Source organism: Paenibacillus sp. FSL R5-0887, from assembly GCF_038002305.1.
GTDB lineage: Bacteria > Bacillota > Bacilli > Paenibacillales > Paenibacillaceae > Paenibacillus_AQ > Paenibacillus_AQ odorifer.
On record NZ_JBBOCE010000001.1, the window covers coordinates 1807288 to 1829918 of the forward strand.

The 22631-nt window shown below is 45.9% G+C and carries 18 protein-coding genes; 3 read left to right on the forward strand and 15 right to left on the reverse strand.

Annotation, left to right across the window (positions count from 1 at the left end; genetic code table 11):
* Nucleotides 1-2: 2 nt before the first annotated feature.
* The 7 genes from MKY14_RS08205 to mutS all read right to left on the reverse strand — a co-directional run bounded on the left by MKY14_RS08205 (nucleotide 3) and on the right by mutS (nucleotide 10252).
* Complete coding sequence (locus MKY14_RS08205; RefSeq protein ID WP_340976261.1) at nucleotides 3-557, reverse strand: DUF402 domain-containing protein; 555 nt, start codon at nucleotides 555-557, stop codon at nucleotides 3-5.
* Between the two features lie 186 nt (nucleotides 558-743).
* Nucleotides 744-3302, reverse strand: a complete 2559-nt coding sequence (locus tag MKY14_RS08210; protein ID WP_076302618.1) for a transglycosylase domain-containing protein — start codon at nucleotides 3300-3302, stop codon at nucleotides 744-746.
* Nucleotides 3303-3441: 139 nt separating this feature from the next.
* Complete coding sequence (gene hfq, locus MKY14_RS08215; protein ID WP_036687741.1) at nucleotides 3442-3681, reverse strand: RNA chaperone Hfq; 240 nt, start codon at nucleotides 3679-3681, stop codon at nucleotides 3442-3444.
* A gap of 19 nt (nucleotides 3682-3700) precedes the next feature.
* A complete protein-coding gene (gene miaA, locus MKY14_RS08220; RefSeq protein ID WP_175619957.1) occupies nucleotides 3701-4681 on the reverse strand; it encodes a tRNA (adenosine(37)-N6)-dimethylallyltransferase MiaA in 981 nt (326 codons plus the stop codon).
* A complete protein-coding gene (locus tag MKY14_RS08225) occupies nucleotides 4671-5450 on the reverse strand; it encodes a class I SAM-dependent methyltransferase (RefSeq protein WP_340976262.1) in 780 nt (259 codons plus the stop codon). The genes miaA and MKY14_RS08225 overlap by 11 nt, the downstream gene beginning before the upstream one ends.
* Nucleotides 5451-5494: 44 nt before the next feature.
* Nucleotides 5495-7480: a DNA mismatch repair endonuclease MutL gene (gene mutL / locus MKY14_RS08230; protein WP_340976263.1), complete on the reverse strand. Its 1986-nt coding sequence runs from the start codon at nucleotides 7478-7480 to the stop codon at nucleotides 5495-5497.
* A gap of 42 nt (nucleotides 7481-7522) precedes the next feature.
* Complete coding sequence (gene mutS, locus MKY14_RS08235; RefSeq protein ID WP_340976264.1) at nucleotides 7523-10252, reverse strand: DNA mismatch repair protein MutS; 2730 nt, start codon at nucleotides 10250-10252, stop codon at nucleotides 7523-7525.
* Between the two features lie 207 nt (nucleotides 10253-10459).
* On the opposite strand from mutS, the gene MKY14_RS08240 reads away from it, so the two are divergent.
* A complete protein-coding gene (locus MKY14_RS08240; protein WP_076184449.1) occupies nucleotides 10460-11257 on the forward strand; it encodes a GNAT family N-acetyltransferase in 798 nt (265 codons plus the stop codon).
* 14 nt (nucleotides 11258-11271) lie between these two features.
* Here the strand turns inward: MKY14_RS08240 and MKY14_RS08245 are convergent, their stop codons facing one another.
* From MKY14_RS08245 to MKY14_RS08275, 7 genes are all read right to left on the reverse strand, one after another.
* On the reverse strand, nucleotides 11272-12582 hold the full coding sequence (locus tag MKY14_RS08245; protein WP_340976265.1) for a putative amidoligase domain-containing protein: 1311 nt from the start codon (nucleotides 12580-12582) through the stop codon (nucleotides 11272-11274).
* A gap of 150 nt (nucleotides 12583-12732) precedes the next feature.
* Nucleotides 12733-13290: an outer spore coat protein CotE gene (locus MKY14_RS08250; protein WP_036687755.1), complete on the reverse strand. Its 558-nt coding sequence runs from the start codon at nucleotides 13288-13290 to the stop codon at nucleotides 12733-12735.
* 226 nt (nucleotides 13291-13516) lie between these two features.
* Nucleotides 13517-14539 (reverse strand): HD-GYP domain-containing protein, encoded by a 1023-nt coding sequence (locus MKY14_RS08255; RefSeq protein ID WP_051491532.1) that lies wholly within the window; start codon nucleotides 14537-14539, stop codon nucleotides 13517-13519.
* Between the two features lie 164 nt (nucleotides 14540-14703).
* Complete coding sequence (locus tag MKY14_RS08260; protein ID WP_076128366.1) at nucleotides 14704-15690, reverse strand: aromatic acid exporter family protein; 987 nt, start codon at nucleotides 15688-15690, stop codon at nucleotides 14704-14706.
* Between the two features lie 93 nt (nucleotides 15691-15783).
* Nucleotides 15784-16620: an ABC transporter permease gene (locus tag MKY14_RS08265; protein ID WP_076128364.1), complete on the reverse strand. Its 837-nt coding sequence runs from the start codon at nucleotides 16618-16620 to the stop codon at nucleotides 15784-15786.
* A complete protein-coding gene (locus tag MKY14_RS08270; protein WP_076142119.1) occupies nucleotides 16620-17396 on the reverse strand; it encodes an ABC transporter ATP-binding protein in 777 nt (258 codons plus the stop codon). Before MKY14_RS08270 ends, MKY14_RS08265 begins: the two co-directional genes overlap by 1 nt.
* Nucleotides 17397-17446: 50 nt before the next feature.
* Nucleotides 17447-18469, reverse strand: coding sequence for an ABC transporter substrate-binding protein (locus MKY14_RS08275; protein ID WP_076279289.1), 1023 nt, complete (start codon nucleotides 18467-18469; stop codon nucleotides 17447-17449).
* 271 nt (nucleotides 18470-18740) lie between these two features.
* Here MKY14_RS08275 and MKY14_RS08280 point away from each other — a divergent pair, with 271 nt between their 5' ends.
* Nucleotides 18741-20444: an alpha-amylase family glycosyl hydrolase gene (locus MKY14_RS08280; RefSeq protein ID WP_339187321.1), complete on the forward strand. Its 1704-nt coding sequence runs from the start codon at nucleotides 18741-18743 to the stop codon at nucleotides 20442-20444.
* On the opposite strand, the gene MKY14_RS08285 is transcribed toward MKY14_RS08280, so the two are convergent.
* On the reverse strand, nucleotides 20431-21111 hold the full coding sequence (locus MKY14_RS08285; RefSeq protein WP_312151785.1) for a hypothetical protein: 681 nt from the start codon (nucleotides 21109-21111) through the stop codon (nucleotides 20431-20433). The two genes, MKY14_RS08280 and MKY14_RS08285, sit on opposite strands and share 14 nt — an antisense overlap.
* Before the next feature lie 142 nt (nucleotides 21112-21253).
* Between MKY14_RS08285 and MKY14_RS08290 the strand changes: the two genes are divergently transcribed.
* Nucleotides 21254-21493, forward strand: coding sequence for a hypothetical protein (locus tag MKY14_RS08290; protein ID WP_036687997.1), 240 nt, complete (start codon nucleotides 21254-21256; stop codon nucleotides 21491-21493).
* Nucleotides 21494-22631: the final 1138 nt, after the last annotated feature.

Consider the following 22631-nt stretch of genomic DNA (forward strand, 5'->3'; position numbering starts at 1 on the left):
CTTTATTTCCTCCTGAATTCTCCATGATGAAATAATTCGGCACGATGTTTCAAAGAGAGTGAGAAATAAGGGAAAGCATGAGCATCGATGCCACGTAAAATATTATGGGCAGTCTCCCAGGCTAGCTTATAATCGTTTTCTGAGATGTCTTGCCTCTCCAGTGCTTCCTCCAGTTCATCCTCATCGAGCAAAAACACCTCGCCGTTCCAAAGTACTACCACGTCCAGATACAAATCGTCAAACCAAGGCACACCTTGGTCAGTAACGCCTTGCACTTTACAGGTGTCTATGTACCATTGAACAATATTTTGTTTTTCGTCGAACATAGCCGTCACAATATAGTGACTATCTTTCGGAAAATATTGCAGCCAGGAATAACCTTTATCTGCAATACGATATGTATGTCGTCCATAGCTCTTCCACAGTGGTTCTTTCAGCCCGTAGATGGTATAAAGCGTAATATATCCGCTGAATTCCCGGCTCTCCACATAGCGGCAGGCAAAATGGCGACGCGTAATCCGGCGCCAGTTGGCCCGGTCTCCGAATTTACGTTTCATAGAAATTACCCTCTCCAGTATGGTCTATTCAGCTTAACACATTTAGAGGATACACTCAAAATATCCCGCAAAATACAAGAAATTTTTCTTCTAAACCTAATAAAAACGGCAGTCCAGCTTCGCTCTATAAATAAAGCAAAGCTGGACTGCCATGGATAAAGCTATTGTTCGAAATTCAAATTCGTTTTATTGAGTGGAAGAATCCCCGTTCACAAAACCTGTCTCTGGATCAGGGTTTGTGGATACATTCCCACTCTCATCGCCGGAACCCTCTCCACCGATAGTGGGTTCTGGAGTTGGGGTCGGCATTGGTGTTGGCGGTGGCGGGGTGATTTCAGGGATTGTAGTACCGCCGTCATTTCCGCCTCCCTCATTGCCGCCTCCGTTATTGCCACCATTTCCATTCTCTCCGTTGTTGCCACCGTCCTCTGGGGTCGGGGTCGGAAGATTAGGATCTATGGTGGGTTCAGGGGTCGGCATTTCATCCTGCACGGATACACTAACCACATTGGAGGGTTCGCTCTCCACTTTTAGCGCAGGGTCATAAGAAGTTACATAATACTCGTAAACCAAACCAGGCAGTGCACTAAAATCGCCTGCGCTGGTAGTCACTGTATTTAACAGTGAGCCAAATTCAGCTTCCGATGTCTCTCTACGATAAATACGATACTCAACGCCGGCAACAGGAACTGCCTCCCAATTGAGATTTACAGTCATCGTAGAAGGATCATATGCTGCTGATAGTCCAGTAACGGTCTGAGCTGTTTCTGGTGTTTCAGTAGGCTCAGGAGCAATCTCGTTATCGAGCTGCGGGAAGGATTTCTTAGGAACATCCTTCAGCGCTTCCTCCATGACCTTACCCCAGAAAGCAGCGGCAAGCGGACTGCTGTTCTTAAGCAGATGCTTTTTACTTGGCTTGTCGTAACCCATCCAGACTGCTGCAGTCCATTCTGGCGTATAGCCTACAAACCATACATCACGGTTCGAGCTGATTCCAGAATATCCACTTTGCGTCGTACCGGTCTTACCGGCAACAGGACGGTCAATCCTAGCTTTTCTACCCGTACCGCTCTCCACGACCTTCTGCATCATCTCAGTCATTTGATAAGCTGTTTCCTTACTCATCACTCGCTCAGGCGTTGTATTCGCTTTGTAGACCGTCTCACCACTGCTGTCAGAGATGGATTTAATGGAATAAGCCTCTCTTAGTTCGCCGCCATTTGCAAAAGCGCTGTAGGCTTGCGCCATTTCCAGCGTATTGGTCCCTTTGCTCATGCCTCCAAGAGCCAGCGAGAGGTTCTTATCCTCATCTTCCAATCCAATGCCTAGTTTCTTGGCAAATTTAAATCCGGTATTCACACCAATTTCATTGAGCAGCCAAACAGCCGGAATATTCTCTGATTTCTGAATGGCATCACTCATGTTGATGCTCTTAGAATATCCGTGCAGGTTGGTTGGACAATAGTTCGCGAAACATTGCTTCTCGTTGCTTAGCGTTGAATTCATGGTGAATTTCCCAGTTTCCAGCGCTGGAGCATAAGAGACAATTGGTTTGAAAGCAGAACCTGGAGAACGACGGCTGCCAGTTACACGACTGTAGCCTTTTTTCTCATAATTCCGTCCGCCAAGGAGTGCGACAATGCTGCCATTCTCCTGATTCACAATCGTCATCGAGCCTTGTACCAGCTCTTCATCTACACTCTTTTCAAAATTATCACTATCTGCAAAAGCATCTTCAACCGTTTCTTGAGCATGCTTATCCATGGTAGTGTAAATTTTGTATCCGCCGATATTCAGATCATCTTCTGACAATCCAAATTTTTCTTCCGCCTCATCTACTGCAAAATCAATAAATGCTTGATAACGCTGTTTCTTTTCTGGCGGCTTATAGTTATAATCTACGGCTTTTGCTTCGTCTCTTTCCTGCTCCGTAATGTACCCTTGCTCATACATAAGCTGAAGCACTACTGCCCGGCGTTCCTTCGAAAGATCAGGGTTACGCAGCGGGTTGTAACGAGACGGGCCTTTTGGCATGGCCGCCAATGTCGCGATTTCCCAAACCTTAAGCTGACTCAAATCACTTTTACCAAAATATCTTACTGATGCTGCTTTAATTCCGTAAATTGTACCCCCGAAGTTAATCCGGTTCAGATACATGGTAATAATCTCTTCTTTAGATTTCTGATTCTCCAGGGCTACGGCAATCGACACCTCAGTTGCTTTACGGAAAAACGTCTTGTCCCGTGTCAGGAAGATGTTTTTGGCGAGCTGTTGAGTAATGGTACTACCGCCCTCTACCATACTTCGTGCGGCTATATCCTTTACTGCTGCCCGGCCAATCGACCATAAATCCACACCAGAATGTTCGAAGAAACGTTTATCCTCTGTGGCTACAAAAGCGTTAACCAATAACGGTGGAATTTCTTCATACTCTACTGGATCACTTTTCTCCAGTGATAATTCGCCGATTAAATTAGCATTGCGGTCATATACCTTAGTCGTTTCATTCACTGTTAGCTTATCCTGGTTCTCAAGCAGAAGCTTTTGACCATTTAGCATAATGAACAGATATCCACCTAATGCACAGAAAATGGCCAATGCCGTAGCGAAGAACAAGCTCCACAGCACACGCTTCTTCGTCAAAAATTTCTTTTTCTTTTTTGTTTTTGATTTTGGTTTTGATTTGGAACTGGACGATCCTCTATCTCTATTGTGATTCGTCCTGGATGTATCGTCTCTAGACATAATGCCTCCTGACTCCCTTTCGGAAATAAACATAAATGGTCTGCCATGAATGAAAAGAACAACCTTCACAGGTTGCTCTCTCACACTCTATTCAAACGATTTATAAACAAGAAAGGTTTCAATTCATTTTTGATAAATGTTATTCTTCACTACTGCTGTCTTGCATCAGTGATACACTACGCTGTGGTGTGAACGTGGAAATTGCGTGTTTATACACCATTTGCTGGCGTCCATCACTGTCAATGACGATTGTAAAATTGTCGAATGCTTTAATTATTCCCCGGATTTGAAAACCGTTGGTCAGATATACCGTAGCAGGGATATTTTCTTTGCGTAGTTGGTTCAAGAATGTATCTTGGATGTTAATGGACTTGTTCATATGACGTACCCCCAATGGTTCAATTAGATTGTTCAGAAGTATATTCAAGACCTGAGAGAAACTTTCCTGCTATTATACCACGTATTTTTGAGAAATTCTCAGAAAAGTTTTGTTCACCTTCGACATCGATCCACTCGATTTCCTTCATGTGGCGAAACCATGACAACTGTCTTTTGGCGAATCGGCGAGTATCGCGTTTAAGCAGTATCACAGCTTCTTCCAGCGTCAGCTCTCCCGCCAGGTAAGCGGCAATTTCCTTGTAACCCAATCCCTGCATGGACACAAGGCTTCTGCTGTAACCGTTATCCAGCAGTCCCTTCACCTCAGCAACGAGACCATCCGCCAGCATGCTATCAATTCGGTCCTCAATACGTTTATATAGTATTTTCCGGTCCATTGTCAAACCTATGAGACATAAGTCATAGGGAGATTCCTTCTTTTGAGCAGCATGAGAAGCGGAAAGTGTAGTGTTTGTCTGGTGTTGAATTTCCAGTGCACGGATAATTCTGCGACGGTCGTTAGGATGAAGTTTGGCTGCGCTGACTGGATCAACCGCCTCGAGTCTGGCATGCAGTGCAAGCGCTCCATGTTCTTCCGCAAATTGATCCTGCTCTTTACGGAAAGCTTCATCAGCCACTGCTTCCGAGAACTGAAAGCCGTAACATAAAGACTCAATATACAGTCCAGTCCCCCCTACGATAAAGGGAAGCTTCCCTCTAGCGCTTATCTCCTCGATGAGTCTAGTGCCCTGCTCTTGAAATTCAGCGGCAGAATACGCATCCTGCGGATCATGAATATCGATCAGGTGATGGGGAATGCCGTTCATTTCGGCGGGTGTAATCTTAGCTGTACCAATATCCATGCCACGATAAACCTGCATCGAATCGCCGGAAATAATCTCAGCGTTATAAGCCGCTGCCAGCTCCAGACTTAACCGGGTTTTGCCTACGGCAGTTGGTCCTAACAGCACTAGAACCTTATGCCTTTCTTTAGTTGTCAATGTGTATCACCCCGTACGATGTTTTGGAGTTGCTTCGGAGCAGCTCAGTAAACCCTAGGCGTTCAAATTCGCCACTCAAAGCCTTTTCTTTTAAAAGAACAGTCTTACGGGCGACCCTAACCGCTTCGGCTACACTCTCTGTCGATAAGGCTGCACGGTTAGCGAATTGCCGCAGCGGGGAAATCGAGGCAGAACCCGTCAGTGGCACGCGAAACATAGGATCAAAATAAACAATATCCACACTTCGATCTGGTTGAGACCGTAAATAAACCAAATGTTCACTATGCACGACATTAACTCTGCGTAAAGCCTCATTGACCTTTACTTGCCCAGAGGTGTAATGAGACATCCCTTCACTGAGCAGTGCGTACAGCGGTAATGAGCTCTCCAAAGCGGTTACCTCTGAGGACTCACCACCATGTACAGCAAACAGTAAGGAGTCAGCTCCTAATCCAGCTGTACAATCCAATACGCTATCTCCGGGAAGCATTCGAGCCGCAACAAGCATCGGCTCGATCTCACCCTTTAGAATTCGTTTAGCGCGAACGAAGCCCATGCTCGGATGAAACTCCATAGGCTCCATTCCTAAGCGGTGTAGTCGAACAGCGTCCTGAGATAGAATCAGAATATCCTCATCTCCGTAATGTTCAACCATCCTTGTAATGGAGAGCTTCTCACGTGGAGCATAACTACAACCCGTTCTCTCCGCAAGGCTTTGCGCGCGTTCTACTATTTCCATTATCGGGCTATACCCCGTAGTTATAATCATGGTGCCTCCAGTCTTGCTCTTAACAAATTTCAAAAAATGTATAATTACATAACCCGCTTGAACAATTTCTCTAAATCATAGGTTGAAAAAGAGATCACAATCGGCCGTCCATGTGGGCAAGTATACGGTTGTTTGCACTCTGCCAGTCGGGACAACAGAGCCTCCACTTCCTGTTCTGTTAGTTTATGGTTGGCCTTAATCGAGGCTTTACATGAACACAGAATCGATGACTTTTCTCGTAGCTTCGCAAGATCAATCATACGCTCGCTTAAGACCCACTCCGCCATTTCTTCAACGACCGCCTTCTCATCCCCTTCAGGAAACCAATAGGGCAAAGAACGAACAAGAAAGGTCTGTCCGCCAAAGTGCTCAAGGTATACCCCGGCCTGCTGAAACCAATGTAGACGTTCACTAAGCTGACGACTTTCAGAAGGCGTGAACTCCAGTGTAATCGGCAGTAGCAGCTCCTGTGAGGCATCCTCCGGCCGACCAAATTTTTCATAGAAGTATTCGTAATTAATACGTTCATGTGCCGCATGCTGATCGATTAAATAGAGTCCTCCATCATTCTGGGCAATAATATAGGTCCCATGATGCTGGCCTATATAATTAAGCTCAGGAAAGGCCGGAAGTCCAGGCTCTTCTTGTTGTGGTGGAGCCCATAGCTTCTCAACCGAAGGGAGCTGCTTCTGCGCCATTGACGTTTCTTGCGGGCGATAGCTATTGGAATAACTAGTATTCGCATTAGTTTGGCGCCCCTGCGAAGATGAAGACGGATAGCCTGATCCGTAAGCTGGAGCTACCTCGCGAGCTACCTGATGATCCGCCTGACCATCCTTGCTAAAATCACGGGAATTACGGTCAAGGTTCGATGACTGTAGTCCACTTAAGAAGCTGGCAGATCCCGTAGGGGCTGTATCCTTCTCATCACCATTCGAAGATGACGGCGGAACAGCTCCTTTGGAAAAAGCAAATTGCTCCTGGATAAAGGAGCTGCTGCCCTTGGGTCCGATTGTTTCCTTGCTTGGACGTGGAATCAGACTTTGCCCCAGCAGTATTTTGCGGATCTCCTGCTCAACAAAGGTGTAAAGCTCATTCTCCTTACTGAATCTAACCTCGAGTTTTGCTGGATGTACATTGACATCTACCAAAGAGGGGTGCATATCCAGTTCAAGAACTAATAACGGATAACGGTTAATCGGAAGCAAGGTGTGATAAGCACGCATGATTGCTGCGTTCAGTCCATTACTGCGAATATAACGTCCACCGACAATAGTAGTGATTGCATTTCGATTGGAACGTGTCCATTCTGGACGACTAATATATCCGGAAATCCGGTAATCCAAGTCTTCTGCCGTAATCGGCAGCATTGCTTTGGCGGCATTGGTTCCGTAAACAGCTGCGATGACCTGCAGCAGATCACCATTTCCGAGCGTATGCAGCAGCTGATTGCCATTATGATGCAAGGTAAAAGAGATCCCCGGATGAGCCAGCGCCATGCGGTACATGGCATCTGAGATATGGCCCAGCTCCGTCTGAATACTCTTCATATATTTCAGCCTTGCCGGCGTATTAAAAAACAATTCACGAACGGCAAGATCACTTCCCCGGCCGGAAGGAGCGTCCTCATTTCGCATGAGATTGCCACCCTCAATGTCTACTAGGCGCCCTTTGCCGTCATCGGCAGTTGCAGTTAGAAGCGATACCTTGGAGACCGCGGCAATACTGGGAAGTGCCTCTCCGCGGAAGCCTAAGCTTGTGATTTGAAATAGATCGCGGCCATTCAGAATTTTACTTGTAGCATGCCGGTAAAAGGCGGTCTCGCAATCTTCAGGATCAATCCCGGAGCCATTATCTTTAACGCGGATGCTCTGCAAGCCCCCCTCTTCTACCGATACCTCAATTCTTGTACTGCCAGCGTCAATTGCATTCTCGACAAGCTCCTTTACAACAGAAGCTGGCCGCTCTACTACTTCACCCGCAGCTATCTGGTTGGCAATATGCTCGTCCAATATATGAATTTTGGCCATTTCATTCACCTCTTATTTAGGCAATCAATTATTATAAAATCTTTATTGCAGATCCTTAACCTTCATCTTCAGCTCGTTCAACAGACTCATCGCCTGCAGCGGCGTCATATTCATAAGATCAGCGTCACGCACAGAAGAAATGAACTCTTTTAGCGCAGGATTCTCTTGGATTTCAGTTACCGCAACTTGATGTGCACTACCTTTGCGATTCTTGCGTGGTTCTTCCTCACCAAAGATAGACAACTGAACAACCTCATTTTCTACAGGTGCCTCAGTGATGACACTTACGGCTTGCGCTATCGAGGATGCGCTAGCAACTTCTCTTACAGCCGCCTGTCTTTCGAGGCTTCCCCCGTAATGAAGTTCAGAACCACCAGGATGGGCTGCCTGCTCAATGCTCTGCAAGAGACCATAAGCTCGGTCAATAATCCCTTCAGGAAGACCCGCAAGACGTGCACAATAGATGCCATAGCTGCTGTCAGCCGCTCCAGGAACTAGCTTACGCAGGAAGTTAACTTTATCACCGCTCTCTTGAACAGCCATAGAGTAATTCCGCAGTCCTTTAAGACTTCCTTCCAAATGAGCCAATTCATGAAAATGCGTCGAAACTAGAGCTTTGCAAGAAATAACATCATGTACATATTCAATAACCGCCTGAGCGATGGCCATACCTTCACTGGTCGAGGTACCTCTTCCCAGCTCATCAATAATAATCAAGCTACGAGCTGTTGCTTTCTCTGTCATAACCTGGATATCAGCCATTTCCACCATAAATGTACTTTGTCCACCGATCAAATCATCAGCTGCTCCAATACGAGTAAAGATCCGGTCTATAAGCGGAACTTCAGCACTGTTTGCTGGTACAAAACATCCAATCTGAGCCATGATGCAGATCAGCGCCACCTGACGCATGTAAGTACTTTTTCCCGCCATATTAGGACCTGTAATTAGAAGAATATTACCTTCTTCCTTACTCAGCATGCTTCCATTTGCAATAAAAGCAGAATCTTTAAGCACCGCCTCCACAACGGGATGACGGCCCCCTTCAAGCCGAAGATCATAACCATCCGAAAGGACTGGCTTCACAAAACGATGTTCGGCACTAACTGCCGCCAAGCATTGATACACATCAATCTCGGCAACCTTTTCCGCAAGATTTTGCAGGCGGGGAATTTGCCCGCTGATGCGATCACGCAGCTCGGTAAAGAGGCTGTATTCCAAATCCGTCATTTTATCCTGAGCTTCAAGAATGAGTGCTTCCTTCTCTTTAAGCTCAGGAGTGACAAAACGCTCTGCGTTGGCAAGCGTCTGCTTACGTTCATATCTTCCTTCCGGCAGTGCAGCCAGATTGGATTTGGTGATCTCTATGAAATACCCGAAGATTTTGTTATAGCCGATCTTCAGTGACTTAATGCCAGTGGCCTGTCTTTCCTTAGCTTCCAGTTCAGCGATCCAACGTTTACCGTTACTGCTAGCTTCCCTAAGCTCGTCCAAACGTTCATGATAACCGGAACGGATAATTCCACCGTCGCGCACAGACACCGGGGCATCCTCTACGATTGCGCGGTCAATATCCTCTCGCAGCTCAGCGCATTCATCCATACTTGCACCGATCTCTCGTAAAGTAGCTGAACCGGAGGTCATACATAAATCCTTCAATGCAGGAATTTGTGCCAGCGATAATTTCAGAGCATTCATATCACGGCCATTGGCGCTGCCAAAAGCAATACGACCCACCAAACGCTCCAAATCATAAATTTCTTTAAGCGCTAAACGCAGGTCCTCGCGAACGATAAACTGATTGTACAAATAATCGACAGCCTCTAGGCGCCGTTCGATCGGAGCTCGCTGCAATAGCGGCTTATCAATTCTGCGGCGCAACAGACGGGCGCCCATCGACGTTTCCGTTCGATCCAGCAGCCAGAGCAGGGATCCTTTTTTGGAGCGTTCGCGAACCGTCTCGGTTAGTTCAAGATTCCGGCGTGTAAATGGATCTAGAATCATATAATTGCCTGGTTCATAAGGAGAAATCTGACTAAGCTGCCCTAACGAACGTCGCTGGGTCTCATTCAGATAAGAGATCAGAAGCGCCAGACATTGTCCACGTTCCTTCTCTAGACGTACCCATGCCGCTTCACCGAACTGACGACGTGCCAGCTCCTCCTCGCGTTTCTCCCAAGGGGTGTAAACTACAGGTTTGGCTAACAGCGGCGTTTCGCTTCGCAGGATCTCCAAAAGTGCAGCGTCTCCGATGATCTCAGCCGGTTCATAAATGCCAATCTCATCACGCAGCCATTCGGCTCCAGATAATACCGAAGTAACATACAGCTCACCAGTTGTTAAATCGCAGGCAGCTAATGCCATCATTCCGTCACTTTCGGTGACGCAAACGAGGTAGTTATTGCTCTTGTCAGCAATGATTTTTCCATCCATCACGGTTCCTGGTGTCACGACGCGTACAATATCCCGCTTCACCATGCCTTTAGTGACTGAAGCATCCTCTAACTGCTCACAAATGGCGACTTTATATCCTTTTTCTATCAGGCGTTGAATATATCCCTCGGCGGCGTGGTAAGGCACTCCACACATAGGGATTTTCTCCTCGCCCCCGCCTTCGCGGCCTGTCAACGTAATCTCAAGCTCCTTGGAAGCCAAAATGGCATCTTCAAAGAACATTTCATAGAAATCGCCCAGTCTAAAAAATAGGAAGGCATCCTTAGCCCCTTCCTTTACCTTTAAATATTGCTCTATCATCGGCGTATATTGTGCCATGGTCAACCTCCATGCCTATTTAATGCTGTCCCCCATTATAACAGAAAATTGATGGACAAAGTTACCCTGAAACCTCACATTAGTACAACGAAAGACTAGAATACTTATCAGACAAACACTTACTTGAGGTATATTCTTCTGCTTTTAAATATTGTAAAATCTTAACACAGAGCGTCAGCCCATATAAAAATCAAAGGAGAATACAATATGATACGAAAGCTAACGAAGGATGATCAAGAGCTGCTGATGGCATTGCTGCGGAAAGAGCCGGCGCTTAATTTATTTATCATTGGCGATGTGGAGAATTTTGGGTTTGAGCAGGATTTCATGGATTTATGGGGAGAGATTGATCCAGCCGACGGGCGGATAAAAGCCGTTCTGCTGCGCTTCTATAGAAGTTACCTTCCTTATGCAGATGGCCCTTTTGATGTCGAGGGGTTCGCTGAGATTATCCGAAAGGATAATGACATACATATGATCTCCGGAGCCTCAGAGGTGGTGAAGGCTTTTGACGGGGAAATTAATTTCAAACAAGTAAAACAGCTGTATTTTGCTGAATTAAAAGAAATGAACAATAAAATAAGTGAGTCCTTCTCTTCAGCTGAGCCTATTAAAAAAGCTACGGTTCAGGATGTAGAAGCGATTTGCGCACTCACGGATACCATTGAAGAATTTGAAAGCAGCCGGAATGGTTCAAGAACCAGCCTGCGTAAAACGCTGGAAAGCAACACCGGCCGCACCTATTATATGGAACGGGAAGATAAGGTCATTGTCACCGCTTCAACTTCAGCGGAAAATTCCATGTCAGCGATGATTGTAGGGGTTGCCACACATCAAGCATTCAGAGAGCAAGGCCTTGCTTCGCGCGTAATGGCACAGCTATGTGCAGACCTGCTCTATGAAGGAAAGTCATTGTGCCTCTTTTATGACAACCCACATGCCGGAGTTATTTATAAACGACTTGGTTTTCAAGATATCGGTTCATGGACCATTGTTAACATGTAGACCAAATAGTAAAATCACACTTTTACTTTGCTGCACCATAACTCACGTATATCACGTGATTCATCCCACGTCCGTTCAGCGGCAATATAGTCGAATAAAGGCTCGATATAGGGGGCGGCAATCTCGTAGCCGCCTAGGGAACGCAGCTGCGCCAGCAATGGGGGGATTGCGGCGCGCAGCGGAGATTTATCGCCGCTGTAGTAGGCGATATGCAGGTCTTCCCGGTCGAGCGGGCGTTGCGTCAGGTCCTCATAATGGCTCACGATTAGGTGAGCCAAATAGACCGCGCCTTTAGCGATGACCGGGGATACCAGAAAGCTCGGCAAGGTCCGGTACTCGAAGCCGCCATGCGGCTGAGTCCGGAAATCGCCGAGCACGCCGTATCGGGGACGACGCGCCCCTGCGCGGACGTCTTCGAGCAGAAGCATGGGCAGCGCGAGATAGTTATCGAGCGCGCGCAGCAGCGGCGCCGTCATCGTCACGCCGCTGAAGTGCAGATGGCCGCCGAGGGCCCAGCCCGTCAGCGGCATGCCTCCCGCCCGCCAGCGCAGCGAGCGGTCGGCGATGAGCCGGTCCGCCAGCGCCGCGGCGGACATCAGCTGCGCCAGCAGTGCGCGCGGTTCCCCGCACGGCTGAGGGCGCAGCTCCGCGACCGGGAACGCGCCGCGCGTTCCCGGAGGTCCGGCGTCGCAGCCAGCGACGCCGTCCGTGGGCAGGTACCGCGACGCAGGCACGACGCGGCCGGTGGATTCCCGGAGGATGATAAACTCCGGGTCCATGCCCATCAGCAGGCCGCTGCGGCCCGGCTGCTCCAGAGCCAGCTTTCGTTCCAGCGCTAACGCTGCGGAACGATAAGGCTCGGGCAATCGTTGCCCGGAGGTCTTTACTAGTGGAGTGACTCCCTCCACCACATACCTCCGGTTCCCCATTGCCCTCAGCAGGACCTCACCGCTATCCAGCCCCAAGCTGTACAGCGTGCGGACAGCAATCCGCTGGAGCAATTTCATCACCCCGCGAAGCTCTCCCCGCACTCGGCCTCCCGTGGTATTGCTCTCGGCATTAGCAATCCTCACAGCTTCGCTGTAATTATCGGCGGCCGCACGCATTCCAAGACCTGCTCCAAGCAAAGAGATGTGGAGGACAGTCAAATGATAAACCAATATCTTATAACACTGCCTGTGGCCCTTCTCAGTAGCATGTGAAGCATATGTATCGACAAACCGTTTTCCAGAGGGCGTCAGCGTTGCTTCAACCCCGCTTCTAAGCAATCTGGACTCTCTCTCTGCCACAGACAATTCTGAATACACCTTAAGACCTTCATTCATACTCTTTAGCGCCTCCATCCGAGCGTGAACCTTTTTTCATCCTAAAAATAAATAAAAAAAAGGAGGGCATTCGCCCTCTACGCCGCCGCACTCCCTACATATAATGGACCATAACCCATTGATACTCAGTTAACGGCGGCGTATCCTTCCTTACAGCTCATCATCCAGATTGTCAGGGTCCAGATCATCGTAATCGAAGCTATCACCTTCAAAATCATAATCCTTGTCTTCTGGATCATCACTTTGCTCAGTGACATACACACGGACTTTGGTCTCAGCCACCAACTCCACTTCGAATTCGCGCTCTACGCGAAGTGTCACACTGCCTCCGCCTGGCGATACGCCCGCTTCTACACAGTTGGGTTCCTGCGTTGCCTCCGCAGAGACCTCAACTGTTGAAGTGCGGTGTCTCGTGTCCAGGTAGGAAAGCGGAATGAGCTCCACATAAGAGACTGTTTCCTTTGCTACCTCGGTCTGCTTGTTCTTGTCGTACGAGTACCAGATGTTTACATCATAAGTACCAATTACTTCGATTCCGTTCCCGGCGGCAACCGCTTCGTATTGGTGGTTGATAATCCAAGCCCCCAAAATACTAGTCGGATGATGTGGCGGAGTCACGGTATGGGTTGCTGTAGAGAACTTACGACCTTTGCCGCAAATTGCCTTCGTAATGATCTCCCTTGTTTGACGTTTATGGCTTAATGACATCTTTGAACCTCCTCCATACAATCATTCACTATCAAGTGTATGCAGGTTCTAGGCATTTGTTGATTGTTAGACTATAAATAAATTTGAGTAAGCCCTCAAGAAGGCTTTTTCAGGAGACTCATAGTTCATTTTATTTCAAATTTTGTACATATATGAGTAGATTCCAAAAATGGTCCAACCTGTTCCGGAGCCATTCCTACCCCCTCAAAAAACCTTAAAACACCAGCTATTGCGGGATTACCCGCACAATTCCAAGCGATCTGTGTTTGCTTAAGTCAATAAAATCCTCATCAATATTCACCAGTGGCCGCAAAGGGTCTGTAGCAAGAATCATAACAATTTTTCCTTTTCGCCCATCTGTCAATTCCACTTCGTTCCCTAGCATTGACTGCATTAACTTATTAATAAACACTCTGCAAATATAAGGGTCGAGCTTACCGAACACACTCTCCTCCATTTGCAGTAATACTTCGTATAAAGGAGCCGCTTTGCGATAAAAACGGTCGGAGGTCATCGCGTGAAACACATCAGCCACAGCAACGATTTTACTGAAATCAGTAATCCGGTTTCCAAGCACACCAAATGGATAACCACTGCCGTCCATTCTTTCATGATGCTGTAAGGCTACTAGCGCTTGAGTATGGTTTGTGCCTACCGTATCCCTGATCATCTCATACCCAAAGGTCGTATGCTTTTTCATCAGCTGAAACTCTTCGTCGGATAATGGACCGGGCTTGGTTAATATGTCATCCGGGATTCTCATTTTGCCGATATCGTGAAGAGTTGCTGCAATGGTCAACATGCTCAAATCCTCAGACTTTAGCTTCAGCCATTTGCCTAGCAGGGTAGATATTATGCCCACAGCTACATTATGTCTGTATGTATAATCATCTTTGGTCTGCAAAGCAGCCAATACTCCGTAGAAGTCATTCTTTTCGCTTACCTGCTGGATAAACGGAATCACTTCATTTCTAACTTCCAGCATAGGAATTCTTTTATTTTTGTTATGACGAATCTGTTCAAAAATATTCTCAATCGCAGCTGTACAATCATCAATTGCAAGCTGGAAAAATTCCGCGCTATCCAGCTGGACGACGTCATGAGATTCCAGAGTGATCTTATGTTGACGAATTAATCTAATATGTTCAGCACTCAATAAAGTCAATGCGGGTAAAACAAATACTCCTTTGTCATTAAAGAGGTTAGCTACAAGTTGTTTTCCGATAAATGATTCCATATCTTTGTCCATACGCCTCACCTGCCAATGCGGAAAATTCGTATATGAATTCCCTGCTTGAATTTGAACTCACCCTATAATTGTTAATCCCTTTCGAAGATCAACTTTTAGTTCATACATATTTTATCGTGATTTCAGGGGCGAATGTTAATACTTCACTTTATTAAAGCCTAATTTTAAGCTTTTTTCCGGGTGAGCAAACGTTTCTCAGGCTTATAGCTGACCGGTATTTTATGGCGTTTCGCAATTTTTAAATACAGTGCCAATTCTCTGCAAAGCTGCAGAATTGCTGATCGCACTTCAAATTCCTCACGTGTCTCTGGCAAATCCATGCTTTCAAACTCATGTTCAAGCTCTTCCAGCAAATGTTCCGTGCGGCCTGTATATTCTTCAGCCAAAACATCTCCGCTAAGCTGGTCGAACAATTCAGCTACCATCTCTCCATGCGGTAAATGGCGATATACTTGAGAAATCAGCTGCATCATGCTTTGTATCGATTCCAGCTGCTCCTTACGCATATAGAAATAGACATTCCAAGCTTCATCAGGATGAATTACATGATTCTCCATCTCGCGAGTAGCTGCTGTCAGTCCCCGCTGCACTGCATTATCCGCATCAATTAATTCTTTGCCATCCCACATATACGCAGGCTCACGCAAAGTACGGGCCATTTGAGTAAAAATAACTGAAAAGTATCGATCCACTTCCTTGCGGATTCCATAAATAACTCCCCCAGTCTGTGGCATGTAAATTAAGTTGACCACCCCCGCTGAACCGAGACCTATGGCCAGTAGCTCTACTTGCTGCAACAACACATGTAGCGATAACTCAGCTTGTCCAAACACACGAAACACAATAACAGAGCTAGTGACAATCCCTTCCTTGTAGCCAGACTTCACAATCATCGGAAAGCCAACAAGAACGTACAGTCCAAGTACCCAGTAATGAAACCCTAATATCCAAAATAAAATACACCCAAAAAAGAGTCCCACGAGCGAGGCCAAAAAACGCGCCGTTATCGTCCGGAAACTCCTTTTCAAGGTAACCTCCACACCCAGAATGGCTAAAAGCCCTGCACTTTGTGCATTGGGTATGCCTACTGCAGACGCGAGAAGAACGGACATTAACGTCGCAGCAGCTGTTTTAATCACACGAAATCCCATAACCCTATCTCTCCTTAAAAGCACTAACCGTTAATAGGTAAAGATATAGACATGTTACAAGATTTTGTGAATGGACACAACGTTACATTAGACTTACCGACGGTATAACAAGCGCTTCTCCAGATACACTACCAGTTGATACATTGCCGTTGCAACGGCTGCAATAATCAGCAGACTGGACATTACAAGCGTGAAATTAAACACCTGGAATCCATATATGATCAGGTACCCAAGACCGGATTTTGCTACTAGAAACTCTCCTACGATAACCCCGACCCATGACATTCCCACATTCACCTTTAGGGTAGAGACCACCGTTGGAAAAGATGCCGGAAGAATCACTTTAAAAAACACCTGAACTTTAGAAGCTCCAAAAGAGCGGACCACCTTCACCAGATTAGGATCCACACTGCAAAAGCTATTGTAAACAACAAGTGTAGTAATAATCACCGTAATCGATAAGGTTGTCACAACGATAGCGGTGAAACCCGCCCCGAACATTACAATAAAAATCGGCCCCAAGGCCACCTTCGGCATACTGTTAAAGACAACCATAAACGGATCAAGCACCGCTGATAAAAACGGAGACCACCAAATAATCACTGCCAGCAGCGTTCCTAACAAGGTTCCCAGAACAAAGCCTACTGCAGTCTCTCCTACCGTCATCCCCAAATGAGGCCACAAGCTTCCACTGATCATATCCTGCCAAATCTGCTTGAAGATTTTTGTCGGGTAGCTGAACAATAACTCATCAATCCAGCCCATTCTTGCTCCCGCTTCCCACAACACAAAGAACAGCAACAACAGACTGCTTCTTACAGCAATAACCTGATTACGCCGGCGCTGTTTAGTTTTTTTGAAATCTACATGCATTTGCTGCAGCCACAGTTCACGGGAAGCTAAGACTCCCGCTTGCTCTGTTCGTTTCATTAGCTTTCCCTCCCTGCGATCTCCATCTCTGTCCATACTTCATGAAAAAGCTCCGCAAACCCTGGCTGATCACGCGCATACAGCGGTGGGGCTGAGCGGATTAGCTCCGGAACAGGAAAAACTTTACGAATCTTCCCTGGATTTCGCTGCAATAAAATAACCCTACTGCTGACCGCAATCGCTTCTGACAGATCATGCGTGACCAAAATAGCCGTGGTTCCCCGGCTGCGTAAGGTCTCTGAGACTAAATCTTCCAGCTGAAGTTTGATCTGATAATCAAGTGCCGAGAACGGCTCGTCTAACAGCAGCAGTCCTGGATTGGTAGCTAATGTTCGTACAAGAGCCACCCGTTGCCGCATCCCTCCGGATAACTGAGAAGGATAGGCCTGTTCTTTCCCTTCTAGTCCCATCTCGCGCAGCAGCTCCAAAGTCCGTTTATGGCTCTCCTCGTTTAAGCTTCCGGTCAGCTCCAGTCCAAGCACGGCATTGTCAAGAATACTCCGCCAAGGAAAAAGATAATCCTGCTGCAGCATATATCCAACCTCAGGTGAAGGGCCTAGAATGGGTTGGCCATTTACGAATACTTCACCCTCAGAGGGCTGCAGCAGTCCGGCAATAATCGATAGGAGAGTCGTCTTACCACAGCCACTTGGGCCTACTAAGCTGACGAATTCTCCTTGCTCGACATTAAGATTTAGATCCTCAACGGCCAGTGAAGCTTCCCGATCGCCGAGATAGGCATGCGTTACTCCCTTTAATTGCACTACTGGAAGCAAGGTCATCCCCTCCTTATAGTTAACAAAATCCATTTAGGATCTTATCTCTCTTATTTAGAGCTACTGCTCTTTATGGTCTTTTCAGCTTTTTCAGCAAAAGTATTATTCACGATCTTTTCTGCTGGAACACGTTCTTTAAGTTCACCTGCGTTGTCCATAACATCTAGCAGATTATTCCATTCTTCATTATCAACAACCGGATTAATGGCGTAGGTGTCCTGTTCCTTGTAGCGTTTTACAGCAGAAATCACAATGTCACGATCCGTTTTATCAAAATAAGTTATTATGGCATCCGTAATTTCTTCAGGACTATGTTCCTTCACCCAAAGCTGAGCACGCTGGATGGCATTAGTGAACTTTTGCATGGTGTCTCCATTTTTGCTAATGTAGCTGTTTTTTGACATGAATACCGTATAAGGTAAATAACCGCTCTCCACCCCAAACGATGCCACTACAGCTCCCCGGTCTTCTCGTTCGAAGATAGAGGCCTGCGGCTCAAACAGCTGCACATAATCCCCAGTACCTGAAGCAAATGCACCGGCAATATTAGCAAAATCGATATTTTGGATCAAGGTAATATCCTTCGCAGGATCAATTCCCTTTTTAGATAAAGTAAACGCGCCTGCCATTTGTGGCATTCCGCCTTTTCTTTGACCAAGGAAGGTAGAGCCCTTCACTTTATCCCAATTAAAATCTCCATCAGCCTTCCGGGCGAACAGGAATGTTCCATCCCTTTGAGTCAGCTGTGCAAAATTAATGACCGGATCATCCGAGCCCTGCTGATACACGTAAATGGAGGTTTCTGAACCAACCAACGCCACATCAATAGCTCCTGAGAGCAATGCAGTCATCGTTTTATCGCCACCGGGAATCGTCTGCAGTTCTACATCCAGCCCTTCATCTTTGAAGAAACCTTGAGTCAAGGCAACATACTCGGGTGCATAAAAGACAGAGCGGGTAACCTCCCCAATCTTCACCTTTACCGTCTCTGACTTTCCGCCGCAACCGGCAAGTACTGAAAAGCATAAAGTAATGATCATGAGCGACAATGACAGCTTTTTCCGAATCTTCATTCTTCATTCTCCTTTCTTACCGGGTCCTTCGCCCTTGCTTAAAGCATATGCACATGCCTACTGAAAGGTTAAAATCCCGAATATCGTGGGGAATTAAAAGAATATCCATGATATTAGCGGTTTTTTTTGATTTTATGGATAAATATCACTGGATTTGCTGTTTTTATATCTGTGCAAACGTTTTACCTGAGGATTTGATTACAGTACTATAAGAATTAAAGCGCTTACCATTTCCTTTATAGGAAAATTGCAGCAGAAGGGGTTATTTTATATGGATAAACGAGCAACATCTATCGCCAAAAAACACACAATAAACGGACTTTTGACTCTTAGCTTAACTGCCGTTCTGCTATCCGGTTGTTCAGGAAATAATAACAATATTCCTTCCTCTGCCTCCCCTTCTCCATCGCCACAAGCAAATACAGCTCAGAATACTACAACACCTCCCGCTGCAAAAACCATTACCACTGACGAACAGCCCTCAACGGTTTATTATGAGATTTTTGTTCGTTCATTCTATGACTCTGACGGGGATGGCATCGGTGACCTCAAAGGGATTACCAAGAAATTAGATTACTTAAATGACGGAAATCCTGACACCACAGACGATCTGGAGATCGGTGGGATTTGGCTTATGCCTATTAATCCTTCACCAAGCTATCATGGTTACGATGTGACGGATTATCGTGCAATCAATCCAGATTATGGGACGATTGAGGATTTACAAGAGCTCGTTACGGAGGCCCATAAACGTGGGATTAAAGTAATTATGGATTTGGTCGTGAATCACACCTCCAAAGAACATCCTTGGTTCGTAGATTCCGCTAAAAATAAAGACAGCAAATATCGCGACTGGTACATATGGGCCGAAGATCAAGGACGCCCTGCCAATGGAGCTAGTGCCGCTGGTAGTGGCAGTGCATGGCACTCTTTACTGGGTAGTCATTATCTAGGTGGCTTTTGGGAAGGCATGCCTGATCTAAATTTTGATCATACGGAAGTTCGTAATGAAATGAAAGATATCGGCAAGTTTTGGCTGGAACAAGGGGTTGATGGATTCCGTTTAGACGCTGCTAAACATATTTACGAAGACCTTCTAAGCGACAAAAGCCAAGCCACAACCAATAAAAATGTATCTTGGTGGCAGGATTTCCGCAAAGCGATGAATGAAGTGAATCCTCAAGCTTATATTGTCGGCGAAGTATGGGAGAATTCTGCAGTCACCGTAGGGGCTTATTTGGATCAAGCCTTCGACTCTAGTTTTAACTTCGGGTTAGCTGAGACCCTTATTAATTCCGTGAAAACTGAAAAAGACAGCGGGACTGCCTTTACGCTGGAACGTACGTATAATTTGTACTCCAAAATATCTGATAGCCATTTTACCGATGCAATTTTTTTGACAAATCATGATCAAAACAGAGTCATGAGTCAATTAGACAGCAATCTGGATCATGCAAAAATGGCAGCAGCCCTGCTGTTAACCTTGCCTGGAAATCCTTTTATTTATTATGGTGAAGAAATAGGAATGCTTGGTGTAAAACCAGATGAAGGAATTCGTGAGCCCATGAGATGGATGACAGCGGATCAGGGTGAGGGGCAGACTACTTGGGAGGTCGGCAGCAATAACGCTGATGATGTTAGCATTAATGTCGAAAGCCAGACTAACGACAGCAGCTCACTGCTTAAAAGATACCGCGAACTCATTGCGTTAAGAAACGAAGTCCCTGCGCTCCGTGATGGCGGAATTCGAGACTACACTTCTGGCAATGCAGGGGTAATGGCCTACGAACGTATAACAACAGAGGATCAAGTCCTCGTTGTTCATAACCTAACTGGAGATGAACAAATCATTACGCTTCATCCAAATGTTGAGGGTATCTCTTACACCAAGATCCAAAAGACAACTGCTGACAAAGTGACCTTAAATTCAGATCAGCTTACTCTTCCTCCCTATTCAACGGTTATTGTGGACTAGGAAAAGAGGAGGAATGAAACACCCACTCTGCCACAGAACCACATAATTGTGCTTTCGATATAGGAAGAGCTACAATCCAGTCTTGGGAAGGATCGCTGCTCATTCGCAGCAACCAGCCACTTGAATGATCACTTATGAAGCTAGCATACTGAAACTTCCAGCCATTTTCACTAGAAATACAGAGTCGCAATTCTCCCTCTGCGTCGAAGCATTTCATCACTCGTGCAAGATGGTTGGAATGGACATCATCTCCTGTCTCTGCAGCTAAACACTCTGAGAGTCTGTGAACCGTAGAGGAATCAGAGCCTTTTTTCAGCTCCTCGAACCTTTTTTTTGACATTAGTAACGCCGGAATCCCATGAGCAAAGGGCTCCATCGCTCTCTCACATTCGAACAACTCGAGACAAAAGCTCTCTGTTTCCTCTCTGTTCTTCAGCACACACGGAGGAGAGTCCGGTGTATTATTGCAGTAGGCTAGTATTTTATCCTTATGTATTTGTAAACACAGATCTTTAGTTTTCTCCTTCTCTCTATATTTGAATCTACCTATCCTTTCTGCTGTAGACGCAGTATTTAACAATTCATTTAAAACTACTTGGTCGGTTACCCGATCTGGAAATAAAAATTCCGTTAAATCCGTTAAATCCGTTCGTTCTTTCTCATTCACATTATTGTATCCTTCCTGTATTACATATAAATGTATATTAAACTAGCAATCTTTATGTTATCATAAGCTAATTTTAAGGTAAAATTAAGAAACAAGGGGTATGATCATTAACATGAAATACTTGTAGCGAGGTGATTTCAAAATGAGAATGCTCATCACATTTCAGAACAAACTTGTACCTGTGTATTTCACAACAGAAAATAAACAGCCCACTCAAAAAGTACTTAGATTACTTAACAGTACGCTGGAGCTCAAAATTCAAAAGGGCAAAAGTGCCCTCCAGAAATGCCTCAATTCTCTGATTAGTATCGAAATTAAAGGCTCTGAAGCTATATTGCACAGTTACAGTGAAAATGATTCATTGGCGCTATCCCTCTATTAATGGAGGGGTAGTTTTTTTGTCACAACATTGCTGTCCTCAGCTTTCTAATAAGGAACGTCCTAAGTAGCCAAGAGGTGCTGCTTGGACTCGTTGTCTTTTTGAAGCTAAACTTGATCCAAAATGACACTCCGTTTGATTTAGATACTATTTGCGCATACATAGCTTCAACTCTCAAAGTCAGGGACCTTGGTTCGCTGGTTCTGCTTGGTTCTGCTTGGTTCTGCTTGGTTCTACTTAGTTCTGCTTGATGCCACTTTGTACTGATTTGTGCTATTTCATGGCACTGTTGGATTTCTGCTTGCCGGCCATCCCCATAGCCGGCTGCTATCGGACTCAGATGACCTTAATCGTAACTTTTGGGCTCATTTGGAATTCTAACGGACCCCAGGGTCACTATTGGCTCGAAAAACACTAATTATCTACCTCAAAAAGCTAAATAGCTGCGCTGGAGTCCGAAACTCTGCTCTAATGCTCATAAATTCGCACATAGCGTCATCTGAGTCCGCGGTAATCTAAATTCGAAACTCAGTTTGCTTTAGTTGCTATTGTCGTGTACATAGTTGCTACTGTCGCGTACATAGTTGTTACTATCGTGTACATAGTTACTACTGTTGTAGCTTTAGTCGCTGCTTTTGAACTCATAGCCACTGCTTTCGGACTCATAGTTGGATGCTTTCGGACTCAGATGACCTTAATCGTAACTTTTGGGCTCATTTGGAATCCTATCGGACCCCAGAGTCGCTATTGGCGCGAAAAGCACTAATTATCGACCTCAAAAAGCTGAATAGCTGCGCTGGAGTCCGAAACTCTGCTCTAATGCTCATAAATTCGCATATAGCGTCATCTGAGTCCGCAGTAATCTAAATTCGAAACTCAGTTTGCTTTAATTGCTATTATCGTGTACATAGTTGCTACTGTTGTAGTTTTAGTCGCTACTTTTGAACTCATAGCCACTGCTTTCGGACTCAGATGACCTTAATCGCAACTTTTGGGCTCATTTGGAATCCTATCGGACCCCAGAGTCACTATTGGCGCGAAAAACACTAATTATCGACCTCAAAAAGCTGAATAGCTGCGCTGGAGTCCGAAACTTTGCTCTAATGACTAAAAATTCGTATATAGCGTCATCTGAGTCCGT

Bases quoted from the DNA above. Each gene is read 5' to 3' on its own strand.
- MKY14_RS08205 (WP_340976261.1), bottom strand. From the start codon at position 557: ATGAAACGTAAATTCGGAGACCGGGCCAACTGGCGCCGGATTACGCGT.
- MKY14_RS08210 (WP_076302618.1), bottom strand. From the start codon at position 3,302: ATGTCTAGAGACGATACATCCAGGACGAATCACAATAGAGATAGAGGA.
- hfq (WP_036687741.1), bottom strand. From the start codon at position 3,681: ATGAACAAGTCCATTAACATCCAAGATACATTCTTGAACCAACTACGC.
- MKY14_RS08225 (WP_340976262.1), bottom strand. From the start codon at position 5,450: ATGATTATAACTACGGGGTATAGCCCGATAATGGAAATAGTAGAACGC.
- mutL (WP_340976263.1), bottom strand. From the start codon at position 7,480: ATGGCCAAAATTCATATATTGGACGAGCATATTGCCAACCAGATAGCT.
- mutS (WP_340976264.1), bottom strand. From the start codon at position 10,252: ATGGCACAATATACGCCGATGATAGAGCAATATTTAAAGGTAAAGGAA.
- MKY14_RS08240 (WP_076184449.1), top strand. From the start codon at position 10,460: ATGATACGAAAGCTAACGAAGGATGATCAAGAGCTGCTGATGGCATTG.
- MKY14_RS08245 (WP_340976265.1), bottom strand. From the start codon at position 12,582: ATGAATGAAGGTCTTAAGGTGTATTCAGAATTGTCTGTGGCAGAGAGA.
- MKY14_RS08250 (WP_036687755.1), bottom strand. From the start codon at position 13,290: ATGTCATTAAGCCATAAACGTCAAACAAGGGAGATCATTACGAAGGCA.
- MKY14_RS08255 (WP_051491532.1), bottom strand. From the start codon at position 14,539: ATGGACAAAGATATGGAATCATTTATCGGAAAACAACTTGTAGCTAAC.
- MKY14_RS08260 (WP_076128366.1), bottom strand. From the start codon at position 15,690: ATGGGATTTCGTGTGATTAAAACAGCTGCTGCGACGTTAATGTCCGTT.
- MKY14_RS08265 (WP_076128364.1), bottom strand. From the start codon at position 16,620: ATGAAACGAACAGAGCAAGCGGGAGTCTTAGCTTCCCGTGAACTGTGG.
- MKY14_RS08275 (WP_076279289.1), bottom strand. From the start codon at position 18,469: ATGAAGATTCGGAAAAAGCTGTCATTGTCGCTCATGATCATTACTTTA.
- MKY14_RS08280 (WP_339187321.1), top strand. From the start codon at position 18,741: ATGGATAAACGAGCAACATCTATCGCCAAAAAACACACAATAAACGGA.
- MKY14_RS08290 (WP_036687997.1), top strand. From the start codon at position 21,254: ATGAGAATGCTCATCACATTTCAGAACAAACTTGTACCTGTGTATTTC.